The following is a 23,695-nucleotide window of genomic DNA, read 5'->3' on the forward strand; positions in this document are numbered from 1 at the left end:
ACAACTGGTGCGTTACTTCGCGTTCTTCCGCTCGACCGCGGCCTTGACCAGCCCGGCGAACAGCGGGTGCGGACGCGTCGGCCGGGAGCGCAGCTCCGGGTGCGCCTGCGTGGCGACGAGGTACGGGTGCACGTCGCGCGGGTACTCCACGTACTCGACGAGCTTGCCGTCCGGGGAGGTGCCCGAGAAGAGGATCCCGGCCTTCTTCTCCAGCTCCGAGCGGTAGGCGTTGTTCACCTCGTAGCGGTGGCGGTGCCGCTCCTCGACGTACTCCTTGCCGTCGTACACCTCACGCACGATGGAGCCCTCGGCCAGCTTCGCCGGGTACATGCCCAGGCGCATCGTTCCGCCCATGTCGCCCTCGCCCGCGACGATGTCGAGCTGCTCGGCCATGGTGGAGATGACCGGGTGGGCGGTGGCCGGGTCGAACTCGGTGGAGTTGGCGTCGGCGATGCCGGCCAGGTTGCGCGCCGCCTCGACCACGATGCACTGCAGGCCGAGGCAGAGACCGAGCAGCGGGATCCGGTTCTCCCGGGCGTACTGGATGGCGCCGACCTTGCCGGAGACACCGCGGTCGCCGAAGCCGCCGGGGATGCAGATGGCGTCCACGTCGGACAGCTGCGCCTCGGCGCCGGAGGAGGTGCGGCAGTCGTCGGAGGTGACCCACTTGATCTTCACGCGGGTCTTGTTGGCGAAGCCGCCCGCGCGCAGCGCCTCGGTGACCGAGAGGTAGGCGTCGGGCAGGTCGATGTACTTGCCGACCAGCGCGAGGGTGATCTCGTGGTCCGGGTTGTGGACGCGGTCGAGCAGGTCGTCCCAGGTCGTCCAGTCGACGTCGCGGAACGGCAGGTCCAGGCGGCGGACGGCGTAGGCGTCCAGGCCCTCGGAGTGCACCACCTTGGGGATGTCGTAGATCGACGGCGCGTCGGGGCAGGCCACGACGGCGGCCTCGTCGACGTCGCACATCAGCGAGATCTTGCGCTTGATGGCGGTCGGCACCTCACGGTCGCAGCGCAGCACGATGGCGTCCGGCTGGATACCGATGTTGCGCAGGGCGGCGACCGAGTGCTGGGTGGGCTTGGTCTTCAGCTCGCCCGAGGGGCCGATGTACGGCAGCAGCGAGATGTGCACCACGAAGACGTTGTCGCGGCCGACCTCGTGCCGGACCTGGCGGACGGTCTCGAGGAACGGCAGCGACTCGATGTCGCCGACCGTGCCGCCGACCTCGGTGATGACGACGTCCACGTCGTCGGTGGCCATGCGGCGGATGCGGTGCTTGATCTCGTTGGTGATGTGCGGGATGACCTGCACGGTGTCGCCCAGGTACTCCCCGCGCCGCTCCTTGGCGATCACCGTCGAGTAGACCTGGCCGGTGGTGACGTTGGCGGAGCCGTCCAGATCGCGGTCAAGGAAGCGCTCGTAGTGGCCGATGTCCAGGTCGGTCTCGGCGCCGTCGTTGGTGACGAACACCTCACCGTGCTGGAAGGGGTTCATCGTGCCCGGGTCGACGTTGATGTACGGGTCGAGCTTCTGCATCACGACGCGCAGACCCCGGGCCTTGAGCAGCATTCCCAGGCTGGACGCGGTCAGGCCCTTGCCGAGAGAGGAGGCGACACCCCCGGTGACGAAGATGTGCTTGGTCGTCGAAGATTTGGGCGTCATGGCCAAGAGGAGGCTCCCGTGGTCTCGGTCTGGGGATGCGGTGCGGCTGCCGTGCCGGGCTTTGCCGGGGGTGCCGTCGCTGCGGTTCGGGGGTTTCGAGCCCACCGGTCCACGGGCTACCAGGGTATCAGCGCCACGACCCGATGGCGCCCGGCCACGCTCCGCGCACGGCCCGCCACGTACGCGTACTGCTCACCTGTTTCTCACCCGGCGGTCACTCGTTCGGCGCATGTGGGTTGCCCGGAGCGGCACGCAGATCATCTACGTGCGTCGTATCCTGCTCGGACACTCGCTGCCGAGCCCGCCGGCGAAACACGGCACCACCCCCGCCCGTAAGCACCGGAACAACAAGAGCTCGTCAGATCGTTGAGCGACGACGGTCGTTTTGCCTCCGGGCGGAGCGGCAGTTTTACTGCACAGCTCAACGACGTATTACAACGACCCCTTGACCGCACATAGCGAAAGCCCCCTCATGGGGCTACGTGGCCGTTCGACTGGAGTTGCACGTGGCCGGGCGCATCGAAGACTACGCACTCATCGGAGACATGCAGACCGCCGCCCTGGTCTGCCGGGACGGCACAGTCGACTGGCTGTGCCTGCCCCGCTTCGACTCGCATGCCATCTTCGCCGGTCTGCTGGGCACCGAGGAACACGGCTTCTGGCGGATCGGCCCCGCGCACGCCGCCGACGCCGAGCCCCCGGCCGCCGCCCGGCGCACCTACCGCGGTGACTCGCTGATCCTGGAATCCGAGTGGGACACCCCCCGTGGAACGGTCCGTGTGACCGACTTCATGCCGCCGCGTGACGGGGCCCCGCAGCTGATCCGGATCGTGGAGGGCGTCTCGGGGCGGGTGCCGATGCGCTCGGCGCTGCGGATGCGGTTCTCGTACGGCCGGATCGTCCCCTGGGTGCACAAGCACGAAGGCCGCACGGTCGCCGTCGCGGGCCCCGACTCCGTGTGGTTCGACACCTCCGCCGAGACCTACGGCAAGGCGCTGACCACGTACGCGGACTTCACGGTCGCGCCCGGCGACCGGATCGCGTTCACCATCTCGTGGCAGGCCTCGCACCGTGAGCCGCCGCCGCTGCCGGAGCCCGAGCAGTCGCTGGAGGCGACGGAGGACTTCTGGCGCGAGTGGGTCGAGCACTGTACGTACCACGGTCCCTACCGCGAGGCGGTGGTCCGCTCGCTGATCACGCTGAAGGCCCTGACGTACGCGCCCACGGGTGGCATCGTCGCCGCGCCCACGACCTCGCTTCCCGAGGAGATCGGCGGCGTACGCAACTGGGACTACCGCTACACCTGGCTCCGCGACGCCGCGATCACGCTCTCCTCGCTGCTGCGCACCGGCTACCGCGAGGAGGCCCGCGCCTGGCGCGAGTGGCTGCTGCGCGCGGTGGCCGGCGACCCGGAGAACCTCCAGATCATGTACGGCATCGCCGGTGAGCGTGAGCTGGGCGAGGCGGAGCTCGACTGGCTGCCCGGCTACGAGAGCTCTGCCCCGGTCCGGGTCGGCAACGGTGCCGCCCACCAGCTCCAGCTCGACGTGTACGGCGAGGTCACCGAGGCCCTGCACCTGGCCCACATGACCGGCCTGGCCCGCAGCGACTACGCCTCGCTGCTCCAGCTGAAGCTGATCCGCTACCTGGAGGACCACTGGCACGAGCCGGACGAGGGCATCTGGGAGGTGCGCGGCCCGCGCCGCCACTTCGTGCACTCCAAGGTCATGGCCTGGGTCGCCGTCGACCGCACGATCAAGCTGCTGGAGTCCGGCGACGCGGACGGCCCGCTGGAGCGCTGGCGCGAGCTGCGCGACGACATCCACCGGGACGTGTGCGAGAAGGGCTACGACAAGGAGCGCAACACCTTCACGCAGTCCTACGGCTCGCAGGAGCTGGACGCCTCGCTGCTGCTCATCCCGCAGATGGGCTTCCTGCCGCCGGACGACAAGCGGGTCATCGGCACCATCGAGGCCATCCAGCGCGAGCTGTCCACGCCGGACGGCTTCATCCTGCGCTACCCCACCTCCGGCGAGGACGCGGGCGTCGACGGTCTCACCGGCGACGAGGGCGCCTTCCTCGCGTGCTCGTTCTGGATGGCGGACGACCTGGCGATGATCGGCCGCGTCGACGAGGCCCGCAAGCTGTTCGAGAGGCTCCTGTCGCTGCGCAACGACCTCGGTCTGCTCGCCGAGGAGTGGGACCCCCGCCTGCAGCGCCAGGTGGGCAACTTCCCGCAGGCCTTCAGCCACGTCCCGCTGATCGACACCGCGCTGCGGCTGACGGCTTCGGGGGCCTACGGCGGCTGAGGTGCCGCTCCCCCGGCACCCCACCGCGCGCTCTGCCCCGGCCCGGCCCGTGACCACCTCGGCGAGCCGGGGCCGCGTACACGCACGCCGAAGGCCCCCGTCGGAAAGCCCGACGGCCGGCGCGCCGGTCACCTACGACGTGTCCTGGCGTCTCACCGGCCGTGCCCGGGGCGCCGGTGTCAGTGCAGTGCGGCCCCGCTGTGTGCACGGCGACGGAGGTGCGGGGTCTTCGGGGGTCACCAGCGAGGGGACTGTTGGGCGAGCTGGAGGTCTCCCCTGCCGAAGGAGAAGTTCTCGTTCGGCACCGGAATCAGCGCGACGAAGATGTCGTCGGGCGGGACACCGAGCGCCTCGACGACCAGTTCGCTGATGGCGGCGGTCACGGCCCGCTTGTCCTCCAGGGGCCGGTGCGCTCCGAGGAGCAGCGTTCCGCTCGGGCGAGAAACGGCCAGCCGGCACGTGGGCGTGGAAAACAGGCATCGGAAATCCCAGTCCGTCCGGAGCGCGGCGCACGACGGACCACCTAAGTCTCTGAATGAAACCCAGATGGGTCAGGCTCCGGCAACTCGTCGACGTCGGCCTTCTGGAGCGCCGGACCTACCAGGAGGCCGGGCAGCGCGGCCGCCAGGAGTACCACCTGACCCCCCGCGCACAGGACCTGCAGTGGGTCCTCGCCGCGCTCCTTCAGTACGGCGACACCCACCTCGGCGACGGTTCGGGCGCGCCGGTGGTGCTGCGGCACGCCGGATGCGGCGGCCACGTCCAGGTCGCGTTGCACTGTTCGTGCGGGCACAAGGTCGCCGGCGGCGAAGTGGAACCGACCCCGGGGCCGGGCGCCGTACGGGTCTCCGCCCAGGAAGGTGCCTCATGACAGGTGACTGGCGGCGGGCCGTCTCCTGCCTGGAGAGCCGGCCGGAGGTCGACGCCGGCCGGATCGGCCTGTGGGGCACCAGCTACGCCGGGGGCCACGCAATGGTTCTGGGTGCCACCGATCGCCGACTGCGGGCCGTCGTGTCCCAGGTGCCGACCATCAGCGGTCACGAACAGGGACTGCGCCGCGTCGATCCCGACGCCCGGGCCGGCATCGAGAAGTCCTTCGACGAGGACGAGCGCGCACGGTTCCGCGGCGAGGCCCCGCGCACCGTGGCCGTGGTCAGCGACGATCCACCGTCACGGTCCGTTCGACACGCGCCGCCCGGATGTACAACCCCGGCACGTGGATCACCCGCGTCTGCCCCACACCGTCTCGAGGACACGGTCACCGTGACCGACCCGGCACTCGCCGCGTACGAACGTGCGCTCGAACCGAAGCGGCTCCAGCTGCTCCCGGGCGGCCACTTCGACCCGTACACCGCCCATTTCGGCCAGTCGAGCGCCGCCGCTCTGGCCTGGTTCCGCGAACACCTCGCCTGACAGGCGGACCCTGACAGACGGACCCGCCCGCAGCGGGGCACACATCACCGAAGGACGGCAGGTAAGCACCGTGAACGAGCTGCTCAGCGAAGCGATCGAGGCCCACGGCGGCCGCGAGCGCTGGCAGGAACTGACCCAGGCGCAAGCCACCCTCGTCAGCGGTGGTGACCTGTTCGCCATCAAGGGCCTGCCGCAGGATGACACGCCCCGCCGGATGACCGTCGCTCTGCACGAGGAGCATGCCTCCGTGCAGCCCTTCGGCGCCCCCGACCAGAAGACCGACTTCACGCCCGGACGAGTGAGCATCGAAAAGCTCGACGGGCGCGTGGTGGCCGAACGCCAAGACCCCCGCACGTCGTTCTCCGGACACACCCTGGAGACACCGTGGGACCCACTGGATCGCGCCTACTTCAACGGCTACGCCCTCTGGACCTACCTCACCACGCCCTTCCTGCTCGCCATGCCGGGATTCACGGTCACCGGCATCGAACCGTGGCGGGAAGGAGACGAGGTCTGGCCGGGGCTGCGCGCCACCTTCCCGGCCCAGATCGCCGGCCACAGCACCCACCAGGACTTCTACTTCGGTCCCGACCGGCTCCTGCGGCGCCACGACTACCACGTCGACGTGGCCGGGGGGTTCGCCGCCGCGCAGTACGTCCACGCGCACACCGAGGCGGACGGCATCGTGCTGCCCACCGCACGCCGGGCCTACCGCCGCGGCGCCGACGGCCGCGCGCTCACGGAGCAGGTGATGGTCTCCATCGACCTCAGCGAGATCCACTTCAGCTGAACCGGTCCGCGGTCGCAGGAGATGAGGCGAGGGCGCGCCCTGCCTAGGCTGAGAAGGACCGGCCTCGGTGGAAGGAAGGGCGCACATGTCCTCCAAGGCGCACACGGCCCTCGTCGAGCTCCGTGAGGATCTCGACGGCGACGTGTTCGCCCCGTGGGACCCGGGATACGACGAGGCCCGGGCCGTCTTCAACGCCAGGATCGACCGGCGGCCAGCCGTGATCGCCCAGTGCGCGCACGAGGCGGACGTCGTCCGGGCGGTGCGCTTCGGCCGGGAGCTGGATCTCAACATCGCGGTGCGCGGCGGCGGGCACAGTGTCGCCGGCATGGGGACGAACGACACCGGTCTGGTCGTCGACCTGCGCCGGATGCACGGCGTGACCGTCGACCCCGTGGCCGAGGCGGTCCGTGTCGAGGGCGGCGCCACGACGGGCCATCTGGACCGGGCGGCCCAGCCGTACGGCCTGGCGACCACCGGCGCCCGGGCCTCCACGACCGGCGTCGCCGGCTGCGTGCTGGGGGGTGGCAGCGGCTGGCTGGAGCGCTCCTGCGGCGTCGCCGCCGACAACCTGCTCGGCGTGGAGCTGATCACCGCGAGGGGCGATCGCATCCATGCCAGCACCGACGAGAACCCGGAGCTGTTCTGGGCCCTGCACGGCGGCGGCGGCAACTTCGGCATCGCCACCGCCCTCACCCTGAAGCTGTACGAGGTGCCGGAGTTCGCGCTCGCCCTCGTGCACTACCTCCCGGAGCACGCCCGGGAGGCGGTCCGCACCTACCGGGAGGTCATCGGCACCGGCCCGCTGGAGGCGGCCGGCGCAGTCATCCGGCAATCCGGGCCGCCCGCGTCCCTCGTGCCGTCCTCACCGGACCTCGGGCCGCTGTGCTCCGTGCTGCTGACGTACGCGGGGTCCTGGGAGGACCTGCGCAAGCTGGCCGAGCCGCTGCTGGCGCTGCCGCACGAGGCGGAGGTCGTCACCGCGCTCCCGTACGCCGACGCGCAGTGCCTCCTCGACCAGCCACCCGGCCTGCGCCACCACGGGTCGGCGGAGTACCTGTCCGCGGCTCCGGACGACTTCGTGGACGCCTTCTGCGCCCTCGCGGACTCCCTGCCCGTGCCGATGGGCACCCGGCAGACGCTGTTCCCGCTGGGCGGAGCGGTCGCCGACGCCCCGGACGACCACGTGGTGCCGTACCGGGACGCGACCTGGGCCGTGCACCCCTTCGCAGGCTGGGCCGACCCGGCGGACGACGAGCGGTGCGTGGAATGGGTACGGGACGTCCGCACCGCCGTGCGGCCGTGGAGCACCGGCGCGGTCCACCTGAACTTCGTCGGCGACGAGGGACGGGACCGGGTACGGGCCGGTCTCGGCCCGCAGAACATGTGGCGGCTGGGTGCGGTGAAGCGGCGCTACGACCCGGACAACGTCTTCCGCTTCAACCACAACATCAAGCCGGTGTAGCCCGGCAGGCGGAGCCCGGGCGGAGGCGGCGGACGGCGAGCGGCGCGGCGCCGGGCGGACCGGTGATCGTTTCCGTGACCGCCCGGAGATGTCACCGGAAGGTGCGCGCGGGTAGCGTCCGCTGCATGGACAGCCGATTCGACAGCACGGGCGCCGGGATCACCGTTCAGCGGGCACTGGAACTGCCCGGCCTGCGCAGCGGGCTCCCCGAGGTGCTCGCGGGCGCGGACCGGCTGCAGCGGACCGTGCGCTGGGTGCACGCGGGCGAGGTGCCGAACATCGCCTCGCTGCTGAAGGGCGGCGAACTGCTGCTGACCACGGGGTACGGCCTCGGCACCCGCCCGGCGGAGCAGCGCGTGTTCGTCCGCACCCTGGCCGAGCGCGGTATCGCGGCCCTGGTCGTGGAGCTCGGCCCGCGCTTCACTCGGCTGCCCTCGGCCCTCGTCGAGACGGCCCGCACCGCCGGGCTGCCCTTGGTGCAGCTGCACCGCGAGGTCCCGTTCGTGACGGTCACGGAGGAGATCCACACCGAGATCGTCAACGGCCACTACGCGCTGCTGCAGCGCGCCGAGGAGGTGCACCGCCGCTGCACCGAGGCCCTGCTGGGCGGCGGCGGCATCCCGCAGGTCCTCGGCATCCTGGCCGACTTCAGCGGCAACCCGGTCTTCCTGGAGACCACGGACGGTCAGCTGCTGTACGCCGCGGGCGCCGGGCCCGAGGGGGCGGAACCGCTCCAGGTGTGGGAGGGGCTGCGCGGCCAGCACAAGGACGCCCCGCCGGCCGGCTCGGTGCTGGTGGACGTGCCGGGGGGCGGTCCGGCGACGGGCCCGGGGACCGGTTCGGTGCGGGCGCGGCTGGTGCTGCTGCCGGTGCGCTCTCCGCTGTCGCCGGTGCACCGGATCGCCGCCGAGCGGACCGCGGGCATCCTGGCCGTGGTGCTGATGCAGGCCCGTCAGGAGGAGGAGCTGGCCGCGCGCGGCCGCGGTGACTTCCTGACCGACCTCGCCGAGGGCCGGATCGCCGCCGAGGAAGCCCCGGCCCAGGCGCGTGTGCTGGGTTTCAAGCCGGGCGGCAGTCCGCTGCTGCCGGTGGTGATGCGGCTGGGCGACGCGCTGTCGCCGGGCGGTGGCTGGGCGGTGCTGGCGCGCGCGGTCTCGGAGGAGCTGGCCTCGGTGGGCGTGCCGGTCCTGCTGGGCGTGCGGCCGGTGGAGGGCCGCGTCCTGGTGCTGCTCGGCCTGCGCTCCGAGTCGGAGCGCTCGGCGGTCGCCGACCGGGTCGCGGCGGCGCTGCGGGCCGGTGTGGAGCGGACCGGGATGCAGCGTCCGGGGGCGCAGCCGCCGGTCGTGGTGGTCGGGGTGGCCGGCGGCTGGGCGGCGGCTTCGGCGGGGCTGCGGCACGCGGCGGAGACGGCGACGGCCGCGCAGGGGCTCACGGACCGGCCCTGGTACGACGCCCGCCGCCTGGACATCGACCTGCTGCTGTGGCGGCTGCGCGACCATCCCGACCTGGCGGACTTCGTGGAACGCGCGATCGGGCCGGTGCGGGACCACGACAGCCGCGCGAAGCCGCCCCTGCTGCCCACCCTGGAGACCTTCCTCGCGCACGCGGGACGCAAGGCGGAGACGGCCCGCGAACTGCACCTCAACCGCCAGACGCTGTACAACCGCCTCGCCCGCATCGGTGAGTTGCTGGGCACCGACCTCGACGACCCGCAGACGGTGCTGGCGTTGAGCCTCGCCCTGCGGGCCCGTCGGCACGCCGGGCAGAGCAGCGGTGCCGGATAGAGCCGTCCGTGCACGGCTCGTGGGTCAGATCAGTGGCCGGGGCTGCGTCAACTCGTCGTACACGCTGAGCACCTGGGCGACCGTCTCGTCCTCGGTCGGCCAGGTCGCCGCCTGCCGCAGCCCCTTCTCCTGGAGCTGTTCCCTCCGTCCGGGGTCGTCCAGGAGCCTGACGACCGCTTCGGCGAACGCCGCCGCGTCCCCGGCCGGGACGAGTTCGGCCGCGTCGCCGACGAGTTCGGGAATGCCGCCGACGGACGTGGCGACCAGCGGCACGCGCGCGTGCAGGGCCTCCTGCGCCAGCACGGACCGCGACTCCCAGTGGCTCGGCAGCACGGCCAGGTCGGCGGCGGCGAGCAGTTCGCCCACGTCGTCGCGCCGGCCGAGCAGGCGCACCGGCAGCTCCTCGTCCTCGATCCGGCGCTGCAGCACCGGGCGCAGCGGCCCCTCCCCCGCGATGGCGACGAGCGGCACGGGATCGAGCCGGCGCCAGGCGCGGGCGGCGTCGAGCAGGACGTCGTAGCCGCGCTGCGGGTCCAGGGAGCCGACGGCCATCAGCAACGGGCGTGCGACGGCACCGAGTTCGGCCCGGACCTTGGGGCTCACGGGATCGGCTTCGTCGGGCTCGACGGGCGTGCGGCGTCCGGGCAGGGCGACGGCGGCGAGCCGGGCGTCGCGCGCGCCGGCCTTCCGCGCCCGGTCGACGAGGTCCGAGGTGGTGCCGAGCACCACGGTGGCCGCCCGCACCACCCGGCGTTCCAGCATGCGCAGGAAGTGGGCGCGCGCCCCCTCGGAGTGGGCGTGGCTGTGCCAGGTGACGATCAGCGGAGTGCGCCGTCCGGCCAGGGCGAGCGCGGCCCGGAAGGACGCGTGCAGCCCGTGCGCGTGCACGAGGTCGGCGCCCGTGCAGACGGCTCGCAGCGCCGCCACCGACCCTGGATCGCTGCTGCGCGGTACGTGGACGTGCTCGGCGCCGGCCCCGCTGAAGTCGTAGGCGCGATCCGCATCGACGGGGGCGCACACCGTGACCCGCACGCCCCGTGCGACGAGCCCCGCGGCCAGCGAGCGCACGTGCGCGCTGCTGCCGGCGTTGCCTCCGCCCAGCACCTGCACGGTGCGCAGCGTCGACTGGCCGTGCGGAGAGTGGCTGCTCACGGGGGTCACGTGGCCCGGGCTCCTGATTCGGCGTGGGACGGTCACGGCGGTCACGACGGTAACGGGGAAACGTACGGAAGGACGCTGCGGAGGGGTGTACCGCGCGACGTCCTCCGCGTACATGCTCAAGGATGCCAGGACACACCGCCGTTCCGGCAACGCCGGAGATCACACGCTCCCACACCCGGGGGCAACGCGCCGCTCGGCATCACTCACCCGAGTGACCTCACCACCCCACTCACCCGGTCCCCCCACACCGCCGCGGCGACGGCACCGGCCGCGTGCACGGCCAGAGCGGCCCGCCCGTTCCCCACGGCGACGGCCGCACCGAGGGCGGCGCCCAGCGCGTGCGCCCCGGTGTCCCCGATCATCACCCGCTCCCCGAGGTCGCCGGGCAGCACGGCGCCGGCCGCCCCGAGCGCGACGGCGGCCAGTTCGGCCGCGTCCGGCTCCTCGCGCAGCAGCCCGGGCGCCGCGAGCGCGACGACCGCACCGGCGGCCCGCCCGGGCCTCACGTCCACCAGGTTCACGAAGTGCGCCGCCCCGGCGATCACGATCCCGGCCAGCAATCTGTCGGCAGGCCGCTCCTTGAGCGCCGCACCCGCGAGCAGCCCCGCCGCCGAGATCCCGAACAGCTTGACGGCCCCGCTGGTGACCTCGCCCTCCCGCAGCGCGGCCAGATGCGCCCGGAAACCGCGCCGGTGGTCCCCGGCCACGTCGTCGTACGCCCCGCAGCAGCCGACGGCGGCCAGGGCCACCCCGGCGAGCGGGCTGACCCGCCAGGCGCCGACGGCCGTGGCGAGGGCCGTGGCGGGACCGGCGTACAACTCCACGGTCCGCCCGGCGTAGTTCTTCCGCTCCCAGCGCTCACGGCCGCCGGGCGCGGCGGCCCGCAGGGCCGTGAGCGCGGCTCGGGTGACGAAGGCGGCGCGTGCGAGGGACGTGGTACGCGGAGTGCGGCGACGACGGGAGACCATCACGCCACCGTACGCGCGGCTACCCGTCCGCCCGCGCCGTCTCCAGCAGTTCCTCCGCATGTGCCCGGGCCGTCTCGGAGTCCTCCTGACCGGCCAGCATCCGGGACAGCTCCCGGATCCGCTCCTCGCCCTCCAGCACCTTCACGCCGGACCGGGTCACCGAACCGTCGCTGGTCTTCTCGACCAGCAGCTGCCGGTCGGCGAAGGCGGCCACCTGCGGCAGATGCGTCACCACGACGACCTGCGCGGTCTTCGCCAGCCGGGCCAGCCGCCGCCCGATCTCCACCGCGGCCTTGCCGCCCACACCGGCATCCACCTCGTCGAAGAGGTACGTGGGCACCGGATCCGTCCCGGCGAAGACGACCTCGACGGCCAGCATCACGCGCGACAGCTCACCGCCGGAGGCACCCTTGGCGATCGGCCGCGGCGGCGCACCCGGGTGGGGCGCCAGCAGCAGCTCGACCTCGTCGGCGCCCGACGGCCCGTACGCCACCGGACGGCCGCCGACCTCGACGCCCTCCGGGTCCTCGGTCTGCCGGATCGCGAACGACACGCGCGCGTGCGGCATGGCGAGCGAGGCGAGCTCCGCGGTCACGGCGGCCGCGAACCGTTCGGCAGCCTCCGTCCGCGCGTCGGTCAACGCCTGTGCAAGAGCGCCCAGTTCGGCCCGCAGCGCGTCGCGCTCCGCGGTCAGCTCGCCGATCCGCTCGTCGTCGCCGTCGAGCTCGGTGAGCCGTGCGGCGCCCTGCTCGGCCCAGGCGAGCACGGCTCCCACGTCCTCGCCGTACTTCCTGGTCAGCGCGGTCAGCGCGGCCCGCCGCTCCTCGACCGCCGCCAGCCGCAGCGGATCGGCGTCCAGATCGTCGGCGTAGCCCGCCAGTTCGCCCGCCACGTCACCCAGCAGGATGCCGATCTCCCCGATCCGGTCGGCGAGCGCGGCCAGCGCCGGGTCGTGGGACCGTACGGCCTCCAGCGCCCGATGGGCCCCGGCGACCAGCGTCGAGGCGTCGACGCCCTCGGGATCCTCGGGGTTGCCGGCGAGGGCGCCGTGCGCGGCCGTGGCGGCGGACGCGAGCGCCTCCGCGTGCCCGAGCCGCTCGGCCTCCTCGGCCAGCTCCACGTCCTCGCCCGCTCGCGGTTCCACGGCGGCGATCTCGTCGAGCCCGTACCGCAGCATGTCGGCTTCCTGGGCCCGCTCACGCGCACGCGTGGTGATCTCGTCGAGCTCGGCGGAGACGGCCCGCAGCCGCCGGTAGGCCTCGGAGTACTTGGTCAGCGGCCCGGCGACCGCGCCCCCGGCGTACCGGTCGAGCGCCTGCCGCTGCCGGGTCAGCTTCAGCAGCCCCTGCTGGTCGGTCTGTCCGTGCACGGCCACCAGCTCGTCGGCCAGCTCGGCCAGCACCCCCACGGGCACGGAGCGCCCGCCGACATGCGCCCGGGACCGCCCCTCGGCGGAAACGGTACGGCTGATCAGCAGGGCCCCGTCGTCGAGCTCCGCCCCGGCCTCCTCGGCCCGTACGGCGACCGCGGCGTCCGCGGGCACGGTGATCCGCCCCTCCACGACCGCCTTGTCGGCGCCGATCCGCACGAGCGCCGGATCCGCCCTGCCACCCAGCAACAGCCCCAGGCTGGTGACCACCATGGTCTTGCCCGCACCCGTCTCACCGGTGACGGCGGTGAACCCCGGCGACAACTCGACGACGGCATCGTCGATGACTCCGAGCGACCGTATCCGCATCTCCTCCAACACGGACACGACCATACGAGGTCCGCCCCCGAAAGCGCGACGCCGGTCCCCCTTGTCACTCACGCGAGTGCATGCCGCTCAGGGCGCGGGGAACTGCGCGATCGACCACGACGGCGCAGCAAGCCGCCCACGCACCCGGACCCGTAAGGCGAACCGCTAGTGGGGAGCCCCCCGCCACCCGGACACAGGCAACGCGAACTTGGCCACCAGCCGATCGGTGAACGAAGCATGATGCAGCCGGGCCAGCCGCACCGGCACGGCCCCGCGCCGCACCTCGACCCGCGCACCCGGCGGCAGCTCCACGGTCCGCCGCCCGTCGCACCACAGCACCCCCGGCGGAATGTGCGGCAGCACCTCCACCGCCAGCACGGAGTCCGGCGAGGTCACCAACGGTTTGGCGAACAGCGCGTGGGCGCTGATCGGCACCATCAGCAGCGCCTCCACCTCGGGCCACACCACAGGCCCACCGGCGGAGAACGCGTACGCGGTCGACCCGGTGGGCGTCGACAGCACGATCCCGTCGCACCCGAACCCGGTGACCGGCCGCCCGTCGATCTCCAGGACGACCTCCAGCAGCTTCTCGGCGCCGGCCTTCTGCACCGCCGCCTCGTTCAGCGCCCAGTCGGTGTGCACGATGTCGCCGTTGCGGTGCACGACGACGTCGACGGTCATCCGCTCCTCGACCTCGTACGCCCGCGTCACCACCCGGTCGACGACCTTGTCGAGGTCGTCGCGCTCGGCCTCGGCGAGGAAGCCGACCCGCCCGAGGTTGACGCCGAGCATCGGCACCCCGGACGCCCGCGCGAACTCCGCGCCCCGCAGCAGCGTGCCGTCACCGCCGAGCACGATCAGCAGCTCGCACCCGTCCAGGCACTGCGCAGTCGCCTCCTTGACCAGCTGCACCTCGTCCGGGAGCGGCAGGTCGGCGGCCTCCGCCTCCAGCACCCGCACGCCGATCCCGGACCGCAGCAGTCCCCTGACCACCAGCTCGGCGCTGCGCACGGCCGCGGGCCGTCCGGTGTGGGCGAGCAGGAAAACAGTACGAGCTCGGTTCGCTGTCAACGCGGCCCCTCCGCAACTGCACGGTCGACGTCGGCCGGGTCCAGTCGGGGAGCCCCGGCCCGCAGCCACAGAAAGTACTCGACATTTCCCGAGGGCCCGGGCAGCGGACTGGCCGTCACGCCCTTCGCCCCGAGGCCCAGCTCCCAGGCCCGGCCGGCCACCCCGCGCACGGCCTCGGCCCGCAGCTGCTCACTCCGTACCACTCCCCCGCTGCCCAGCCGTTCCTTGCCCACCTCGAACTGCGGCTTGACCATCATCACCAGGTCGGCATCCGGTCGTACACAGCGCACCAGGGCGGGCAGGACCAGCCCTAGCGGAATGAAGGACAGATCCCCCACGACAAGATCCACAGGCTCCCCATCGATCGCTTCAAGCGTCAACTCCCGTACGTTCGTACGGTCCTTGACGGTGACGCGTTCATCACTCTGCAGGGTCCAGGCGAGTTGCCCGTAGCCGACGTCGACGGCGACGACATGCGCGGCGCCCGCCCGCAGCAGCACGTCGGTGAAGCCGCCGGTGGAGGCACCGGCGTCCAGCGCCCGCCGGCCCTCGACGACCAGCCCCTGCGGCACGAAGACCTCCAGGGCGCCGGCGAGCTTGTGCCCGCCCCGCGACACGTACTCCGGATCGCCCTCGTCCGCCGTGACGACGATCGCCGCAGCGGTCTCCACCTGGGTGGCCGGCTTGGTGGCGACCGTCTTGCCGACGCTGACCCGCCCGGCGGCGATCAGCTGGCTGGCGTGCTCACGCGAGCGCGCGAGCTTCCGGCGGACCAGCTCCGCGTCGAGACGGCGGCGTGCGACTCCTGCCACGTTCGGTTCAGCTCCCCTGTCGGTACGTCGAGGGGGGCGCCGGAGGTCCCGGGCGGGCGTCGAGCGCGGTGAGCGCGTCGCGCAGCCCCCGGTGTACATCCTCGTACACCTCGACATGTCCGTCGGTGGCCAGGTGGTCGGCGTCGGCCAGCCGCTCCAGGAGCCCGTCCACCTCGGCGTTGCCGGTGGCGATGCGGGGCACACCGAGCGGGGCCGGCGCGGCGGGGTCATGGTCGGGCCGCGCCGCCTCCTGCGAGAGCTGGGCGGCGACTGCCTGGGGGACCTCCGCGGAGACCTGCGGAGACGCGTCCGCAGGGGCCTGCGTCTGGGGGACCGCGTCGTTCATGCCCCGACGCTACCGCGAAGCGCTGCGGTACCGTCGACCGCGATGGCAACGATCGAGGAATGCCGCGCCGCGCTCGAACAGCTTTCGGACAACATGCAGGACGCCGAGGGCGACGTCCGGGCAGCCGCCGCCCTGGACCGCTCGGTGAGCTGCCACATCACCGACCTGGACGTCACCTTCGCCGGCCGTCTCCAGGACGGCCGGATCAAGGTGCGCGAGACACTCCAGGGACCGCCGCGCGAGAAGGCGGAGCTCCGGCTCGCCCTGGCCGGCGGCGACCTCGTGGCCCTCGTGGACGGCGAGCTGCACTTCGCGAAGGCGTGGGCTTCGGGCCGGGTGAAGCTGGAGGCGGGGCTGAGGGACCTGTTCCGCCTCAGGAAGCTTCTGTAGCGGCGGCCTTCCTGACGTCGGCCCGTGCCTTGCGCGCCGCCGGCACCACCAGCGGCGTGCCCGTCTCCGGATCGTCGATGACCTGGCAGCGCAGCCCGAAGACCTCCTCCACCAGGCCGGCGGTGACGATGTCGCCCGGCGCCCCCTCGGCGATCACCCTGCCGCCGCGCAGCGCGATGAGGTGCGTGGCGTACCGGGCGGCGTGGTTGAGGTCGTGCAGGACCGCGACGAGCGTGCGCCCCTGCTCCTCGTGCAGCTGCGCACACAGGTCCAGCACATCGATCTGGTGCTGAATGTCCAGATATGTCGTCGGCTCGTCCAGCAGCAGCAACGGCGTCTGCTGGGCCAGCGCCATCGCGATCCACACCCGCTGCCGCTGACCGCCGGACAACTCGTCGACATAGCGCTCGGCGAGCTCGGCGACCCCGGTCTGCGCCATCGACTCCCGCACGACCCGTTCGTCCTCCGCCGACCACTGCCGCAGGATGCCCTGGTGCGGATACCGGCCGCGGCCCACCAGGTCGCCGACCGTGATCCCGTCCGGCGCGATGGACGACTGGGGCAGCAGACCGAGGGTGCGGGCGACCTTCTTGGCCGGCATCGACTGGATGACCTGGCCGTCCAGCAGCACCCGGCCCTCGTTCGGCCTGAGCATCCGCGACAGCGCGCGCAGCAGCGTCGACTTGCCGCAGGCGTTCGGCCCGACGATCACGGTGAACGAGTTGTCGGGGATCTCCACCGACAACCGCTCGGCGATGACGCGCTGGTCGTAGGCGAGGGTGACGTTCTCGGCGGACAGGCGGTTCACGGTGCTCCTTCGGATGTTCTGGTGCGCGGGGCCGCTCATATCCGCCCCGCCCTGCGTTCGGCGACCAGCAGCCACAGCAGGTAGGCCCCGCCGAGCACGCCGGTGACCACCCCCACGGGCAGCTGGTCCGCGCCGAAGACGCGCTGCGAGACCCAGTCGGCGGTGACCAGCAGGGCAGCGCCCATGCACAGCGACGGCAGCAGGTTCGGGCCGGGCGAGCGGGTCAGCCGCCGGGCGAGCTGGGGCGCGGTGAGCGCCACGAAGCTGACGGGACCGGCGGCGGCGGTGGCGGTGGCGGTCAGCAGCACCGCGGCCACCAGCAGCAGCATCCGTACCCGCTCGACCCGCACCCCGAGGGAGTACGACACGTCGTCGCCCATCTCCAGCATCCGCAGCCCGCGGGCGTTGGCGAGGACGAGCGGCACGAGGACGGCGCACAGGGCGAGCAGCGGCCAGACCTGCGCCCAGTCGCGGCCGCTGAGCGAGCCGGTCATCCACACCACGGCCCGCGCCGCGTCGACGATGTCGGCCTTGGTCAGCAGATAGCCGTTGACCGCGGTGGCGATCGCGGAGACACCGATGCCGACCAGCACCAGCCGGTAGCCGTGCACACCCTGCTTCCACGCCAGCGCGTAGATGGCGAACCCGGTCCCCAGGCCGCCCACGAGCGCCCCGAGGGTGACCGCGCCCGTGCTGCCGGAGAACAGCACGATCACGACGAGCGCCCCGGCCGTGGCACCCTGGCCGAGGCCGAGGACGTCCGGACTGCCCAGCGGATTGCGGGAGATGGACTGGAACAGCGCGCCCCCGAGCCCGAGCGAGGCGCCGACCAGCAGCCCCACCAGGACCCGCGGCAGCCGCAGCTCGGTGACGATGAACTCCTGCCCGGGGTCCCCGTCCCCGACCAGCGTCTTCAGCACGTCGCCCGCGGGGATCGGGAAGTCGCCGGTGCCGATCAGCACCACGCCGGCGGTCAGCGCGGCGAGCAGCAGCAGGACGACGACGGTGAGGGCCCGGACGTCCAGGCGCACGGAGAGCCCGCCGGGCGTCCGTACCGCACGGTTGGCACGGTTGGTGGTCACAGCTGGGCCGTCCTCCGCCGTCGTACGAGAAAGATGAAGACCGGGCCACCGAGGATCGCGGTCACGATGCCGACCTGGAGCTCGGCGGGCCGCGCGACGATCCGGCCGAGCACGTCGGCGCCGAGCAGCAGCACGGGCGACAGGACGGCCGCGTACGGCAGGATCCAGCGCAGGTCGGGCCCGGTGAAGGACCGTACGACGTGCGGCACCATCAGCCCGACGAACACGATCGGCCCGCAGGCGGCGGTCGCCGCCCCACACAGCACGGTGGCGGCGAGCATGGACAGCGCCCGGGTGCGGTTGAGGTGGGCGCCGAGCGCCTTGGCGGTGTCGTCGCCCATGGCCATCGCGTTCAGGGGGCGGGCGAGCAGGAGCGCGAGGAGCGAGCCGGTCACCAGGAACGGCAGCACCTGCGTGATGGTGTGGTCGGTGGCCGCGCTGAGCGAGCCGACCGTCCAGAAACGCATCCGCTCCAGCGCCGCGTCGTCCAGGATCATCAAGGCCTGGAGATAGCCGTAGAGCGCGGCGCTGATCGCCGTACCGGCGAGGGCGAGCCGCACCGGTGTGGCACCCCCGCTGCCGCCCAGGAACCACACCAGCGCGCCGACCGCGGCCGCCCCGAAGAACGCGAACCACACATAGCCGCTGAGGCTGGTGACACCGAAGAAGGTGATGGCGGTCACGACCGCCGCGGACGCGCCCGCGTTGATGCCGAGCAGGCCCGGGTCGGCCAGCGGATTGCGGGTGAGCGCCTGGAGTACGGCTCCCGACAGGCCGAGCGCGGCACCGGCGAGCAGCCCGAGCAGCGTCCGGGACAACCGCTCGCCGACCACGACGTCGCCGTACGTCCCGGAGTCCTGGAACAGCCCGTGCCAGACCTCTCCGAGAGACAGCTCCTTCGCGCCGACGGCGATGCTCGCCACGGCGACGAGCACCATGACCAGCACGGCCAGCAGCAGGCCAACGGCACGTATCGCCCGACGGGTCGGGGGCGCGGAGGCGACTTCCGCACGCGGTTCAGGGGGACTCTCGACCAACACGCAGTTAGGTTAGCCTACCCTCGTATCGGATCAAGATCCCGATCCGCATCCGGGGCCTGCCCGTCGCACGCCCAGCCCGCCGGCTACCAATCCAGCCGTGCCAGCGCCTTCCCCCCGTCCAGCTCACAACTCCCCTCACCGGCCGCCGTCCACGCGGCAGCACACAGCGCCCGCAGCCCGTCCGGGGCCGCCCCGTCGCCCTCCAGCTCCAGCCGCTGGTCCCCGGCCGTCGCCGTCCAGCCACCGCACCGGAAGCCCGCACCGGCCCCGACGACCTCCGGCTGCCCGGTGAGCATCCCTCGCAGATCAGCGTCGACATACGTCGGACGGTGCCGCGGCGGCGCGGCGAGCAACTGCGGCCCGTCGGTGACACCGGTGAGCACCAGCAGCGAATCGACCCCGCCGTTGAACGCGCCCTCGATGTCCGTGTCCAGCCGGTCCCCCACCACCAGCGGCCGCCGCGCGCCCGTCCGCAGAATCGTCTCCCGGTGCATCGGCGGCAGCGGCTTGCCCGCCACCCGCGGCTCGGCACCGGTCGCGATCCGCACCACCTCCACCGCCGCCCCGTTCCCCGGCGCGATGCCGCGCGCGCTGGGAATCGTCAGGTCCGTGTTCGACGCGAACCACGGCACCCCGCGCGCGATCGCGTAACACGCCTCGGCGAAACGCCCCCACGGCAACTCCGGCCCGCCGTACCCCTGTACGACCGCCGCCGGATCGTCGTCCGCGGACTCCACCGGCTCAAGTCCCCGCTCCCGCAACGCCACACGCAGCCCCTCGCCCCCCACCACGAGCACCCGCGCGCCCGCGGGCACCTGCTCGGCGATCAGCCGCGCGACCGCCTGCGCCGAGGTGATGACGTCACCGGCCTGAGCCGGTATCCCGAGCTCCGTCAGATGCGCGGCCACGGCGTCCGGCGTCCGCAGCGCGTTGTTCGTCACGTACGCCAGATGCATGCCGCCGTCGCGGGCGGCTCCCAGCGAGTCGACCGCGTGCGCGATCGCCTCCCCGCCCGCGTACACCACCCCGTCCAGGTCGAGCAGCGCCGTGTCGTACGCCTCGCTCAGCGCCTGCCCGCTGGCCCCGGGCCTGGTCCTGACCTGCTGGCTCATTTCCGCACCGCTCCTCGGTCCGCCGCCTTTTCCCCGATCATGCCCCATGCCACTGACACACGCGGCGCACGTACGATGCCGAGATGAACACAGCAGGTCACCCGGAAGCAACGACGCGCCGAGGCCTCGAACTCACCCCGTTCCGAGGCCTTCGCTACGACCCCGACCGGGTCGGCAGCCTGGCGGCCGTGACGTCCCCGCCGTACGACGTGGTCGTACGCCCCGACGGCGTGCACCACCTGCAGTCGGCAGACCCGCACAACATCGTCCGGCTGATCCTCCCCGAGGCCGCCACCCCCACCGCGCGCAACGCCCAGGCCGCCGACACCCTGCACCGCTGGGTCACCGAGGGCGTGCTGGCCGCAGACCCCGAGCCCGGCCTCTACGTCTACGAACAGCACGACGGCAACGGCATGCTGCAGCGCGGCATCATCGGCGCCCTGCGCGTCTCGGATCCGTCGGAGGGCGTGGTCCTGCCGCACGAGGACGTGATGCCGCACATCGTCGCCGACCGCGCCGACCTGATGCGCGCGACCTCCGCGAACCTCGAACCCCTGCTGCTGACCTACCGCGGCGACGGCCAGGAATCCGCCGAGGTCGTGGAACGGACCGCCGGGAAGCCCCCGCTCCTCGCCACCACCACCGAGGACGGCTACAGCCACCGCCTCTGGTCCGTCACCGACCCCGACGACCTGGCCCGCGTCCAGGCCGACCTCGCCCACCAGGTGGCCCTCATCGCCGACGGTCACCACCGCTGGGCCACCTACCGCCGCCTGCGCGCCGAGCACCCCTCCCCCAGCCCCTGGGACTACGGCCTGGTCCTGCTGGTCGACACCGCCCGCTACCCCCTGCGCGTCCGCGCCATCCACCGTCTCCTGCACGGCCTGCCGGTGCCCCAGGCCCTGTCCGCCCTCGACGGGCACTTCCGCGTACGCCACGTGGACGCACCGCTCGCCGAAGCCCTCACGGCCCTCGCCGAAGCCGCGTCCTCGGGCAACGCCTTCCTGCTCGCCGGCGACGGCACCTTCCACCTGGTCGACCGCCCCGACCAGGACCTGCTGACCCGCACGATCCCCGCCGACCGCCCCGAGGCCTGGCGCACCCTCGACGCCACGGTCCTGCACGCCACCCTGCTCGACCACATCTGGCACGTCCCCGAGGACTCCCCCGCCCACATCGCCTACATCCACGACGCGGCCGCCACGGTCCGCAAGGCGGAACGGCAGGGCAGCACGGCGGTCCTGCTGCACCCGGTCCACGAGGACGTCGTACGCGACCTGGCCCGCCAAGGCGTCACCATGCCCCGCAAGTCGACGTCCTTCGGCCCCAAACCGGCGTCGGGTCTGGTGCTCCGCGCGCTGGACCTCTGACGCACATACGAAGTGGGCGGGACCTCTGCCGCGAGGTCCCGCCCACTGTCACATCAGCCCGTCAGTCCCGGTCGCCTTCGTCACCGGCGGAGCCCGAGTCGTCCCTGGCCTCGGCCTCGTCGGCCCGGGTCTCGTCAAGGGCGTCGACGAACTCCACGCCGTCCAGCTCCGCCAGCCGGTCCGAGGCGTCCGTGCTGCCGTCCCGGTCCGCCTCGACGGCCTTGGCGAACCACTCCCGGGCCTCGCGCTCCCGCCCGGCCGCGAGCAACGCGTCGGCGTACGCGTACCGCAGCCGCGCCGTCCACGGCTGCACGGAGCTGGAGGCCAGCTCCGGGCTCTGCAGCGTCACGATGGCCGCGTCGAGCTGCTCCATGTCCCGCCGGGCGCCGGCCGCGACCAGCCGCATCTCCACCTGCCCGGCCTTGTCGAGCTTCTGCACCTCCGGCGCACCGGCCATGTCCAGCGCCTTCTCCGGCCGCCCGAGCCCACGCTCGCAGTCGGCCATCACGGGCCAGAGCTCCACGCTGCCGGTCATCCGCCGCGCCGCACGGAACTCGGCCAGCGCCTCCGCGTACTTCTGATTCGCGTACGCCGCGAACCCGGCCGCCTCGCGTACGGCGGCGACGCGCGACGCAAGCCGCAGGGCGACCCGGGAGTAGCCGTACGCACCCTCGGGGTCCTCGTCGATCAGCCGCGCGACCATGACGAGGTTCTTGGCCACGTCCTCCGCGAGCGTCTTCGGCAGACTCTGCAGCTCCTGCCGCACGTCCTTGTCGATCTCGTCGCCGGTGACGTCCTCCGGGATCGGCAGCCGCTTGATCGGCTCACGGTCGCGCTCCCGCTCCTCACGGAACCGCCCGCCACCACCGCGCCGGTCGTCACGCCCACGGAAGCCACCGTCCCGGCCGCCACGGTCGTCCCGGCGAGGGCCTCGCGCACCGCGGTCGTCCCGCCCGCGGAACCCACCCCGCTCACCCCGGTCGTCCCGCCGGCCGAAGCCACCCCGCTCCCCACGGTCGTCCCGCCGGAAGCCACGGTCGCGATCATCCCGGCGATCGTCACGGCGGTCATCTCGGCGACCGTAGCCGCCCCGGTCGCTGTCCCGCCGGTCGTCACGCCTGTCATCACGACGGTCGTCCCGCCGGAAGCCACCCCGGTCGTCACGACGGTCGTCACGGCGGAAGCCACCCCGGTCGTCTCCACGCCGGTCATCACGCCTGTCGTCACGACGCTCATCGCGACGGAACCCACCACGGTCATCACCACGGCGGTCATCACGACGGAACCCACCACGATCGTCACCGCGACGGTCATCACGCCTGTCGTCACGACGGTCATCACGACGGAACCCACCACGGTCATCGCTACGACGATCATCGCGACGGTCGTCCCGCCGGAAGCCACCCCGGTCGTCACCACGACGATCATCACGCCTGTCGTCACGACGCTCATCGCGACGGAGCCCACCACGGTCATCACGACGGAACCCACCACGGTCATCACCACGGCGGTCATCACGACGGAACCCACCACGATCGTCACCGCGACGGTCATCACGGCGATCGTCACGACGGAACCCACCACGGTCATCGCTACGACGATCATCTCGACGGTCGTCCCGCCGGAAGCCACCCCGATCGTCACCACGACGATCATCACGCCTGTCGTCACGCCTGTCGTCACGACGGTCGTCACGACGGTCATCGCGGCGGAAGGCAGGACGGTCACTTCGATCGTCCCGGCGCGGCCCACGATCACGGTCGTCGCGCTGGAAGGAGGGCCGCGACCCACGTTCGCCGTCTCGACGGCCGTAGCCACCACGGTCGTTGTCCCGCCGGAAGCCACCGCGGTCACCCCGGTCACTGCGGCCCCCACGGAAGCCGCCGCGGTCGCCGCGTTCCCCACCGTCCCGTCGCCGCTGGTCGCGCTCCGGTCGGTCGTCGGGAGAGTTGGTGGACATGGGTGACTCCTGTCTTCGGTACCGCAGTCATTCTCGCGCAGCCGGCAACCCGACGCGCTTCGGAAATACAAAAGGACCCCTGGTCCCAGCTGAACGCTGGGACCAGGGGTCCTTCCAAAGATTGTTCGGCGGCGTCCTACTCTCCCACAGGGTCCCCCCTGCAGTACCATCGGCGCTGTGAGGCTTAGCTTCCGGGTTCGAAATGTAACCGGGCGTTTCCCTCACGCTATGACCACCGAAACCCTAATGGTTTCGAGCGAACAAGCACACTCTTCTGTTATGCGTTCTGCTCAAAGCCGACAACGGTCGTTGTCTCAGAACTAACACAGTGGACGCGAGCAACTGAGGACAAGCCCTCGGCCTATTAGTACCGGTCAACTCCACACGTTACCGTGCTTCCATATCCGGCCTATCAAC

General features: G+C 72.4%; 22 protein-coding genes and 2 rRNA genes. 8 read left to right on the forward strand and 16 right to left on the reverse strand.

From position 1 onward, the window contains the following. Positions 1-12: 12 nt before the first annotated feature. Positions 13-1,662: a CTP synthase gene (locus ACIHCM_RS20615; protein WP_399897821.1), complete on the reverse strand. Its 1,650-nt coding sequence runs from the start codon at positions 1,660-1,662 to the stop codon at positions 13-15. Positions 1,663-2,168: 506 nt separating this feature from the next. On the opposite strand from ACIHCM_RS20615, the gene ACIHCM_RS20620 reads away from it, so the two are divergent. Further along, the gene (locus tag ACIHCM_RS20620) at positions 2,169-3,971 is read left to right on the forward strand and encodes a glycoside hydrolase family 15 protein (protein WP_399897873.1); all 1,803 of its coding nucleotides are present in this window, start codon (positions 2,169-2,171) and stop codon (positions 3,969-3,971) included. A 236-nt stretch (positions 3,972-4,207) separates the two neighbouring features. Here the strand turns inward: ACIHCM_RS20620 and ACIHCM_RS20625 are convergent, their stop codons facing one another. Beyond that, complete coding sequence (locus tag ACIHCM_RS20625; protein WP_399897875.1) at positions 4,208-4,519, reverse strand: tautomerase family protein; 312 nt, start codon at positions 4,517-4,519, stop codon at positions 4,208-4,210. Here ACIHCM_RS20625 and ACIHCM_RS20630 point away from each other — a divergent pair. The 5 genes from ACIHCM_RS20630 to ACIHCM_RS20650 all read left to right on the forward strand — a co-directional run bounded on the left by ACIHCM_RS20630 (position 4,507) and on the right by ACIHCM_RS20650 (position 9,420). Next, positions 4,507-4,842 (forward strand): winged helix-turn-helix transcriptional regulator, encoded by a 336-nt coding sequence (locus tag ACIHCM_RS20630; RefSeq protein WP_399897824.1) that lies wholly within the window; start codon positions 4,507-4,509, stop codon positions 4,840-4,842. The two genes, ACIHCM_RS20625 and ACIHCM_RS20630, sit on opposite strands and share 13 nt — an antisense overlap. After that, positions 4,839-5,384 carry an alpha/beta hydrolase gene (locus ACIHCM_RS20635; RefSeq protein ID WP_399897826.1) on the forward strand — a complete coding sequence of 182 codons (546 nt, stop codon included), beginning with the start codon at positions 4,839-4,841 and terminating at the stop codon, positions 5,382-5,384. The genes ACIHCM_RS20630 and ACIHCM_RS20635 overlap by 4 nt, the downstream gene beginning before the upstream one ends. 70 nt (positions 5,385-5,454) lie before the next feature. Next, positions 5,455-6,174 (forward strand): hypothetical protein, encoded by a 720-nt coding sequence (locus ACIHCM_RS20640; RefSeq protein WP_399897828.1) that lies wholly within the window; start codon positions 5,455-5,457, stop codon positions 6,172-6,174. An 85-nt stretch (positions 6,175-6,259) separates the two neighbouring features. Further along, positions 6,260-7,636 carry an FAD-binding oxidoreductase gene (locus tag ACIHCM_RS20645; protein ID WP_399897830.1) on the forward strand — a complete coding sequence of 459 codons (1,377 nt, stop codon included), beginning with the start codon at positions 6,260-6,262 and terminating at the stop codon, positions 7,634-7,636. A 125-nt stretch (positions 7,637-7,761) separates the two neighbouring features. Further along, positions 7,762-9,420 (forward strand): PucR family transcriptional regulator, encoded by a 1,659-nt coding sequence (locus ACIHCM_RS20650; protein ID WP_399897832.1) that lies wholly within the window; start codon positions 7,762-7,764, stop codon positions 9,418-9,420. Between the two features lie 24 nt (positions 9,421-9,444). Here the strand turns inward: ACIHCM_RS20650 and ACIHCM_RS20655 are convergent, their stop codons facing one another. The 6 genes from ACIHCM_RS20655 to ACIHCM_RS20680 all read right to left on the reverse strand — a co-directional run bounded on the left by ACIHCM_RS20655 (position 9,445) and on the right by ACIHCM_RS20680 (position 15,516). Beyond that, positions 9,445-10,581, reverse strand: coding sequence for a glycosyltransferase family 4 protein (locus tag ACIHCM_RS20655; RefSeq protein WP_399897834.1), 1,137 nt, complete (start codon positions 10,579-10,581; stop codon positions 9,445-9,447). A gap of 203 nt (positions 10,582-10,784) precedes the next feature. After that, on the reverse strand, positions 10,785-11,549 hold the full coding sequence (locus ACIHCM_RS20660) for a hypothetical protein (protein WP_399897836.1): 765 nt from the start codon (positions 11,547-11,549) through the stop codon (positions 10,785-10,787). A 19-nt stretch (positions 11,550-11,568) separates the two neighbouring features. Further along, positions 11,569-13,311 carry a DNA repair protein RecN gene (gene recN / locus ACIHCM_RS20665; protein WP_399897838.1) on the reverse strand — a complete coding sequence of 581 codons (1,743 nt, stop codon included), beginning with the start codon at positions 13,309-13,311 and terminating at the stop codon, positions 11,569-11,571. A gap of 141 nt (positions 13,312-13,452) precedes the next feature. Continuing rightward, the gene (locus ACIHCM_RS20670) at positions 13,453-14,358 is read right to left on the reverse strand and encodes an NAD kinase (RefSeq protein WP_399897840.1); all 906 of its coding nucleotides are present in this window, start codon (positions 14,356-14,358) and stop codon (positions 13,453-13,455) included. Beyond that, entirely contained in the window at positions 14,355-15,170 is an 816-nt protein-coding gene (locus ACIHCM_RS20675) for a TlyA family RNA methyltransferase (RefSeq protein WP_399897842.1), read from the reverse strand. The genes ACIHCM_RS20670 and ACIHCM_RS20675 overlap by 4 nt, the downstream gene beginning before the upstream one ends. Before the next feature lie 7 nt (positions 15,171-15,177). Further along, entirely contained in the window at positions 15,178-15,516 is a 339-nt protein-coding gene (locus ACIHCM_RS20680) for a hypothetical protein (RefSeq protein ID WP_399897844.1), read from the reverse strand. Positions 15,517-15,558: 42 nt separating this feature from the next. On the opposite strand from ACIHCM_RS20680, the gene ACIHCM_RS20685 reads away from it, so the two are divergent. Then, the gene (locus ACIHCM_RS20685) at positions 15,559-15,906 is read left to right on the forward strand and encodes an SCP2 sterol-binding domain-containing protein (protein WP_399897847.1); all 348 of its coding nucleotides are present in this window, start codon (positions 15,559-15,561) and stop codon (positions 15,904-15,906) included. Here the strand turns inward: ACIHCM_RS20685 and ACIHCM_RS20690 are convergent. The 4 genes from ACIHCM_RS20690 to ACIHCM_RS20705 form a co-directional block, all read right to left on the reverse strand. Next, positions 15,890-16,753: an ABC transporter ATP-binding protein gene (locus tag ACIHCM_RS20690; protein ID WP_399897849.1), complete on the reverse strand. Its 864-nt coding sequence runs from the start codon at positions 16,751-16,753 to the stop codon at positions 15,890-15,892. The two genes, ACIHCM_RS20685 and ACIHCM_RS20690, sit on opposite strands and share 17 nt — an antisense overlap. Beyond that, positions 16,750-17,796 (reverse strand): FecCD family ABC transporter permease, encoded by a 1,047-nt coding sequence (locus tag ACIHCM_RS20695; RefSeq protein ID WP_399897851.1) that lies wholly within the window; start codon positions 17,794-17,796, stop codon positions 16,750-16,752. Before ACIHCM_RS20695 ends, ACIHCM_RS20690 begins: the two co-directional genes overlap by 4 nt. Next, entirely contained in the window at positions 17,793-18,836 is a 1,044-nt protein-coding gene (locus ACIHCM_RS20700; protein ID WP_399897853.1) for a FecCD family ABC transporter permease, read from the reverse strand. The genes ACIHCM_RS20695 and ACIHCM_RS20700 overlap by 4 nt, the downstream gene beginning before the upstream one ends. A gap of 83 nt (positions 18,837-18,919) precedes the next feature. After that, on the reverse strand, positions 18,920-19,948 hold the full coding sequence (locus ACIHCM_RS20705; protein WP_399897855.1) for an HAD hydrolase-like protein: 1,029 nt from the start codon (positions 19,946-19,948) through the stop codon (positions 18,920-18,922). Positions 19,949-20,031: 83 nt separating this feature from the next. On the opposite strand from ACIHCM_RS20705, the gene ACIHCM_RS20710 reads away from it, so the two are divergent. After that, positions 20,032-21,318 (forward strand): DUF1015 family protein, encoded by a 1,287-nt coding sequence (locus tag ACIHCM_RS20710; protein ID WP_399897857.1) that lies wholly within the window; start codon positions 20,032-20,034, stop codon positions 21,316-21,318. Positions 21,319-21,379: 61 nt separating this feature from the next. On the opposite strand, the gene ACIHCM_RS20715 is transcribed toward ACIHCM_RS20710, so the two are convergent. From ACIHCM_RS20715 to ACIHCM_RS20730, 4 genes are all read right to left on the reverse strand, one after another. Then, positions 21,380-22,084: a hypothetical protein gene (locus tag ACIHCM_RS20715; protein WP_399897859.1), complete on the reverse strand. Its 705-nt coding sequence runs from the start codon at positions 22,082-22,084 to the stop codon at positions 21,380-21,382. Then, positions 22,006-23,136, reverse strand: coding sequence for a hypothetical protein (locus ACIHCM_RS20720; RefSeq protein WP_399897861.1), 1,131 nt, complete (start codon positions 23,134-23,136; stop codon positions 22,006-22,008). Before ACIHCM_RS20720 ends, ACIHCM_RS20715 begins: the two co-directional genes overlap by 79 nt. A gap of 265 nt (positions 23,137-23,401) precedes the next feature. After that, a 5S ribosomal RNA gene (gene rrf, locus ACIHCM_RS20725) occupies positions 23,402-23,518 on the reverse strand. A 104-nt stretch (positions 23,519-23,622) separates the two neighbouring features. Beyond that, positions 23,623-23,695, reverse strand: a 23S ribosomal RNA gene (locus ACIHCM_RS20730); the annotation flags it as partial.

Origin of the sequence: Streptomyces sp. NPDC052023 (assembly GCF_044548465.1) — a bacterium.
GTDB lineage: Bacteria > Actinomycetota > Actinomycetes > Streptomycetales > Streptomycetaceae > Streptomyces.

Coding starts and splice junctions, on each gene's coding strand:
- ACIHCM_RS20615 (WP_399897821.1), bottom strand. CDS start 1,662: ATGACGCCCAAATCTTCGACGACCAAGCACATCTTCGTCACCGGGGGT.
- ACIHCM_RS20630 (WP_399897824.1), top strand. CDS start 4,507: ATGAAACCCAGATGGGTCAGGCTCCGGCAACTCGTCGACGTCGGCCTT.
- ACIHCM_RS20635 (WP_399897826.1), top strand. CDS start 4,839: ATGACAGGTGACTGGCGGCGGGCCGTCTCCTGCCTGGAGAGCCGGCCG.
- ACIHCM_RS20645 (WP_399897830.1), top strand. CDS start 6,260: ATGTCCTCCAAGGCGCACACGGCCCTCGTCGAGCTCCGTGAGGATCTC.
- ACIHCM_RS20650 (WP_399897832.1), top strand. CDS start 7,762: ATGGACAGCCGATTCGACAGCACGGGCGCCGGGATCACCGTTCAGCGG.
- ACIHCM_RS20660 (WP_399897836.1), bottom strand. CDS start 11,549: ATGGTCTCCCGTCGTCGCCGCACTCCGCGTACCACGTCCCTCGCACGC.
- recN (WP_399897838.1), bottom strand. CDS start 13,311: ATGGTCGTGTCCGTGTTGGAGGAGATGCGGATACGGTCGCTCGGAGTC.
- ACIHCM_RS20680 (WP_399897844.1), bottom strand. CDS start 15,516: ATGAACGACGCGGTCCCCCAGACGCAGGCCCCTGCGGACGCGTCTCCG.
- ACIHCM_RS20685 (WP_399897847.1), top strand. CDS start 15,559: ATGGCAACGATCGAGGAATGCCGCGCCGCGCTCGAACAGCTTTCGGAC.
- ACIHCM_RS20690 (WP_399897849.1), bottom strand. CDS start 16,753: ATGAGCGGCCCCGCGCACCAGAACATCCGAAGGAGCACCGTGAACCGC.
- ACIHCM_RS20705 (WP_399897855.1), bottom strand. CDS start 19,948: ATGAGCCAGCAGGTCAGGACCAGGCCCGGGGCCAGCGGGCAGGCGCTG.
- ACIHCM_RS20710 (WP_399897857.1), top strand. CDS start 20,032: ATGAACACAGCAGGTCACCCGGAAGCAACGACGCGCCGAGGCCTCGAA.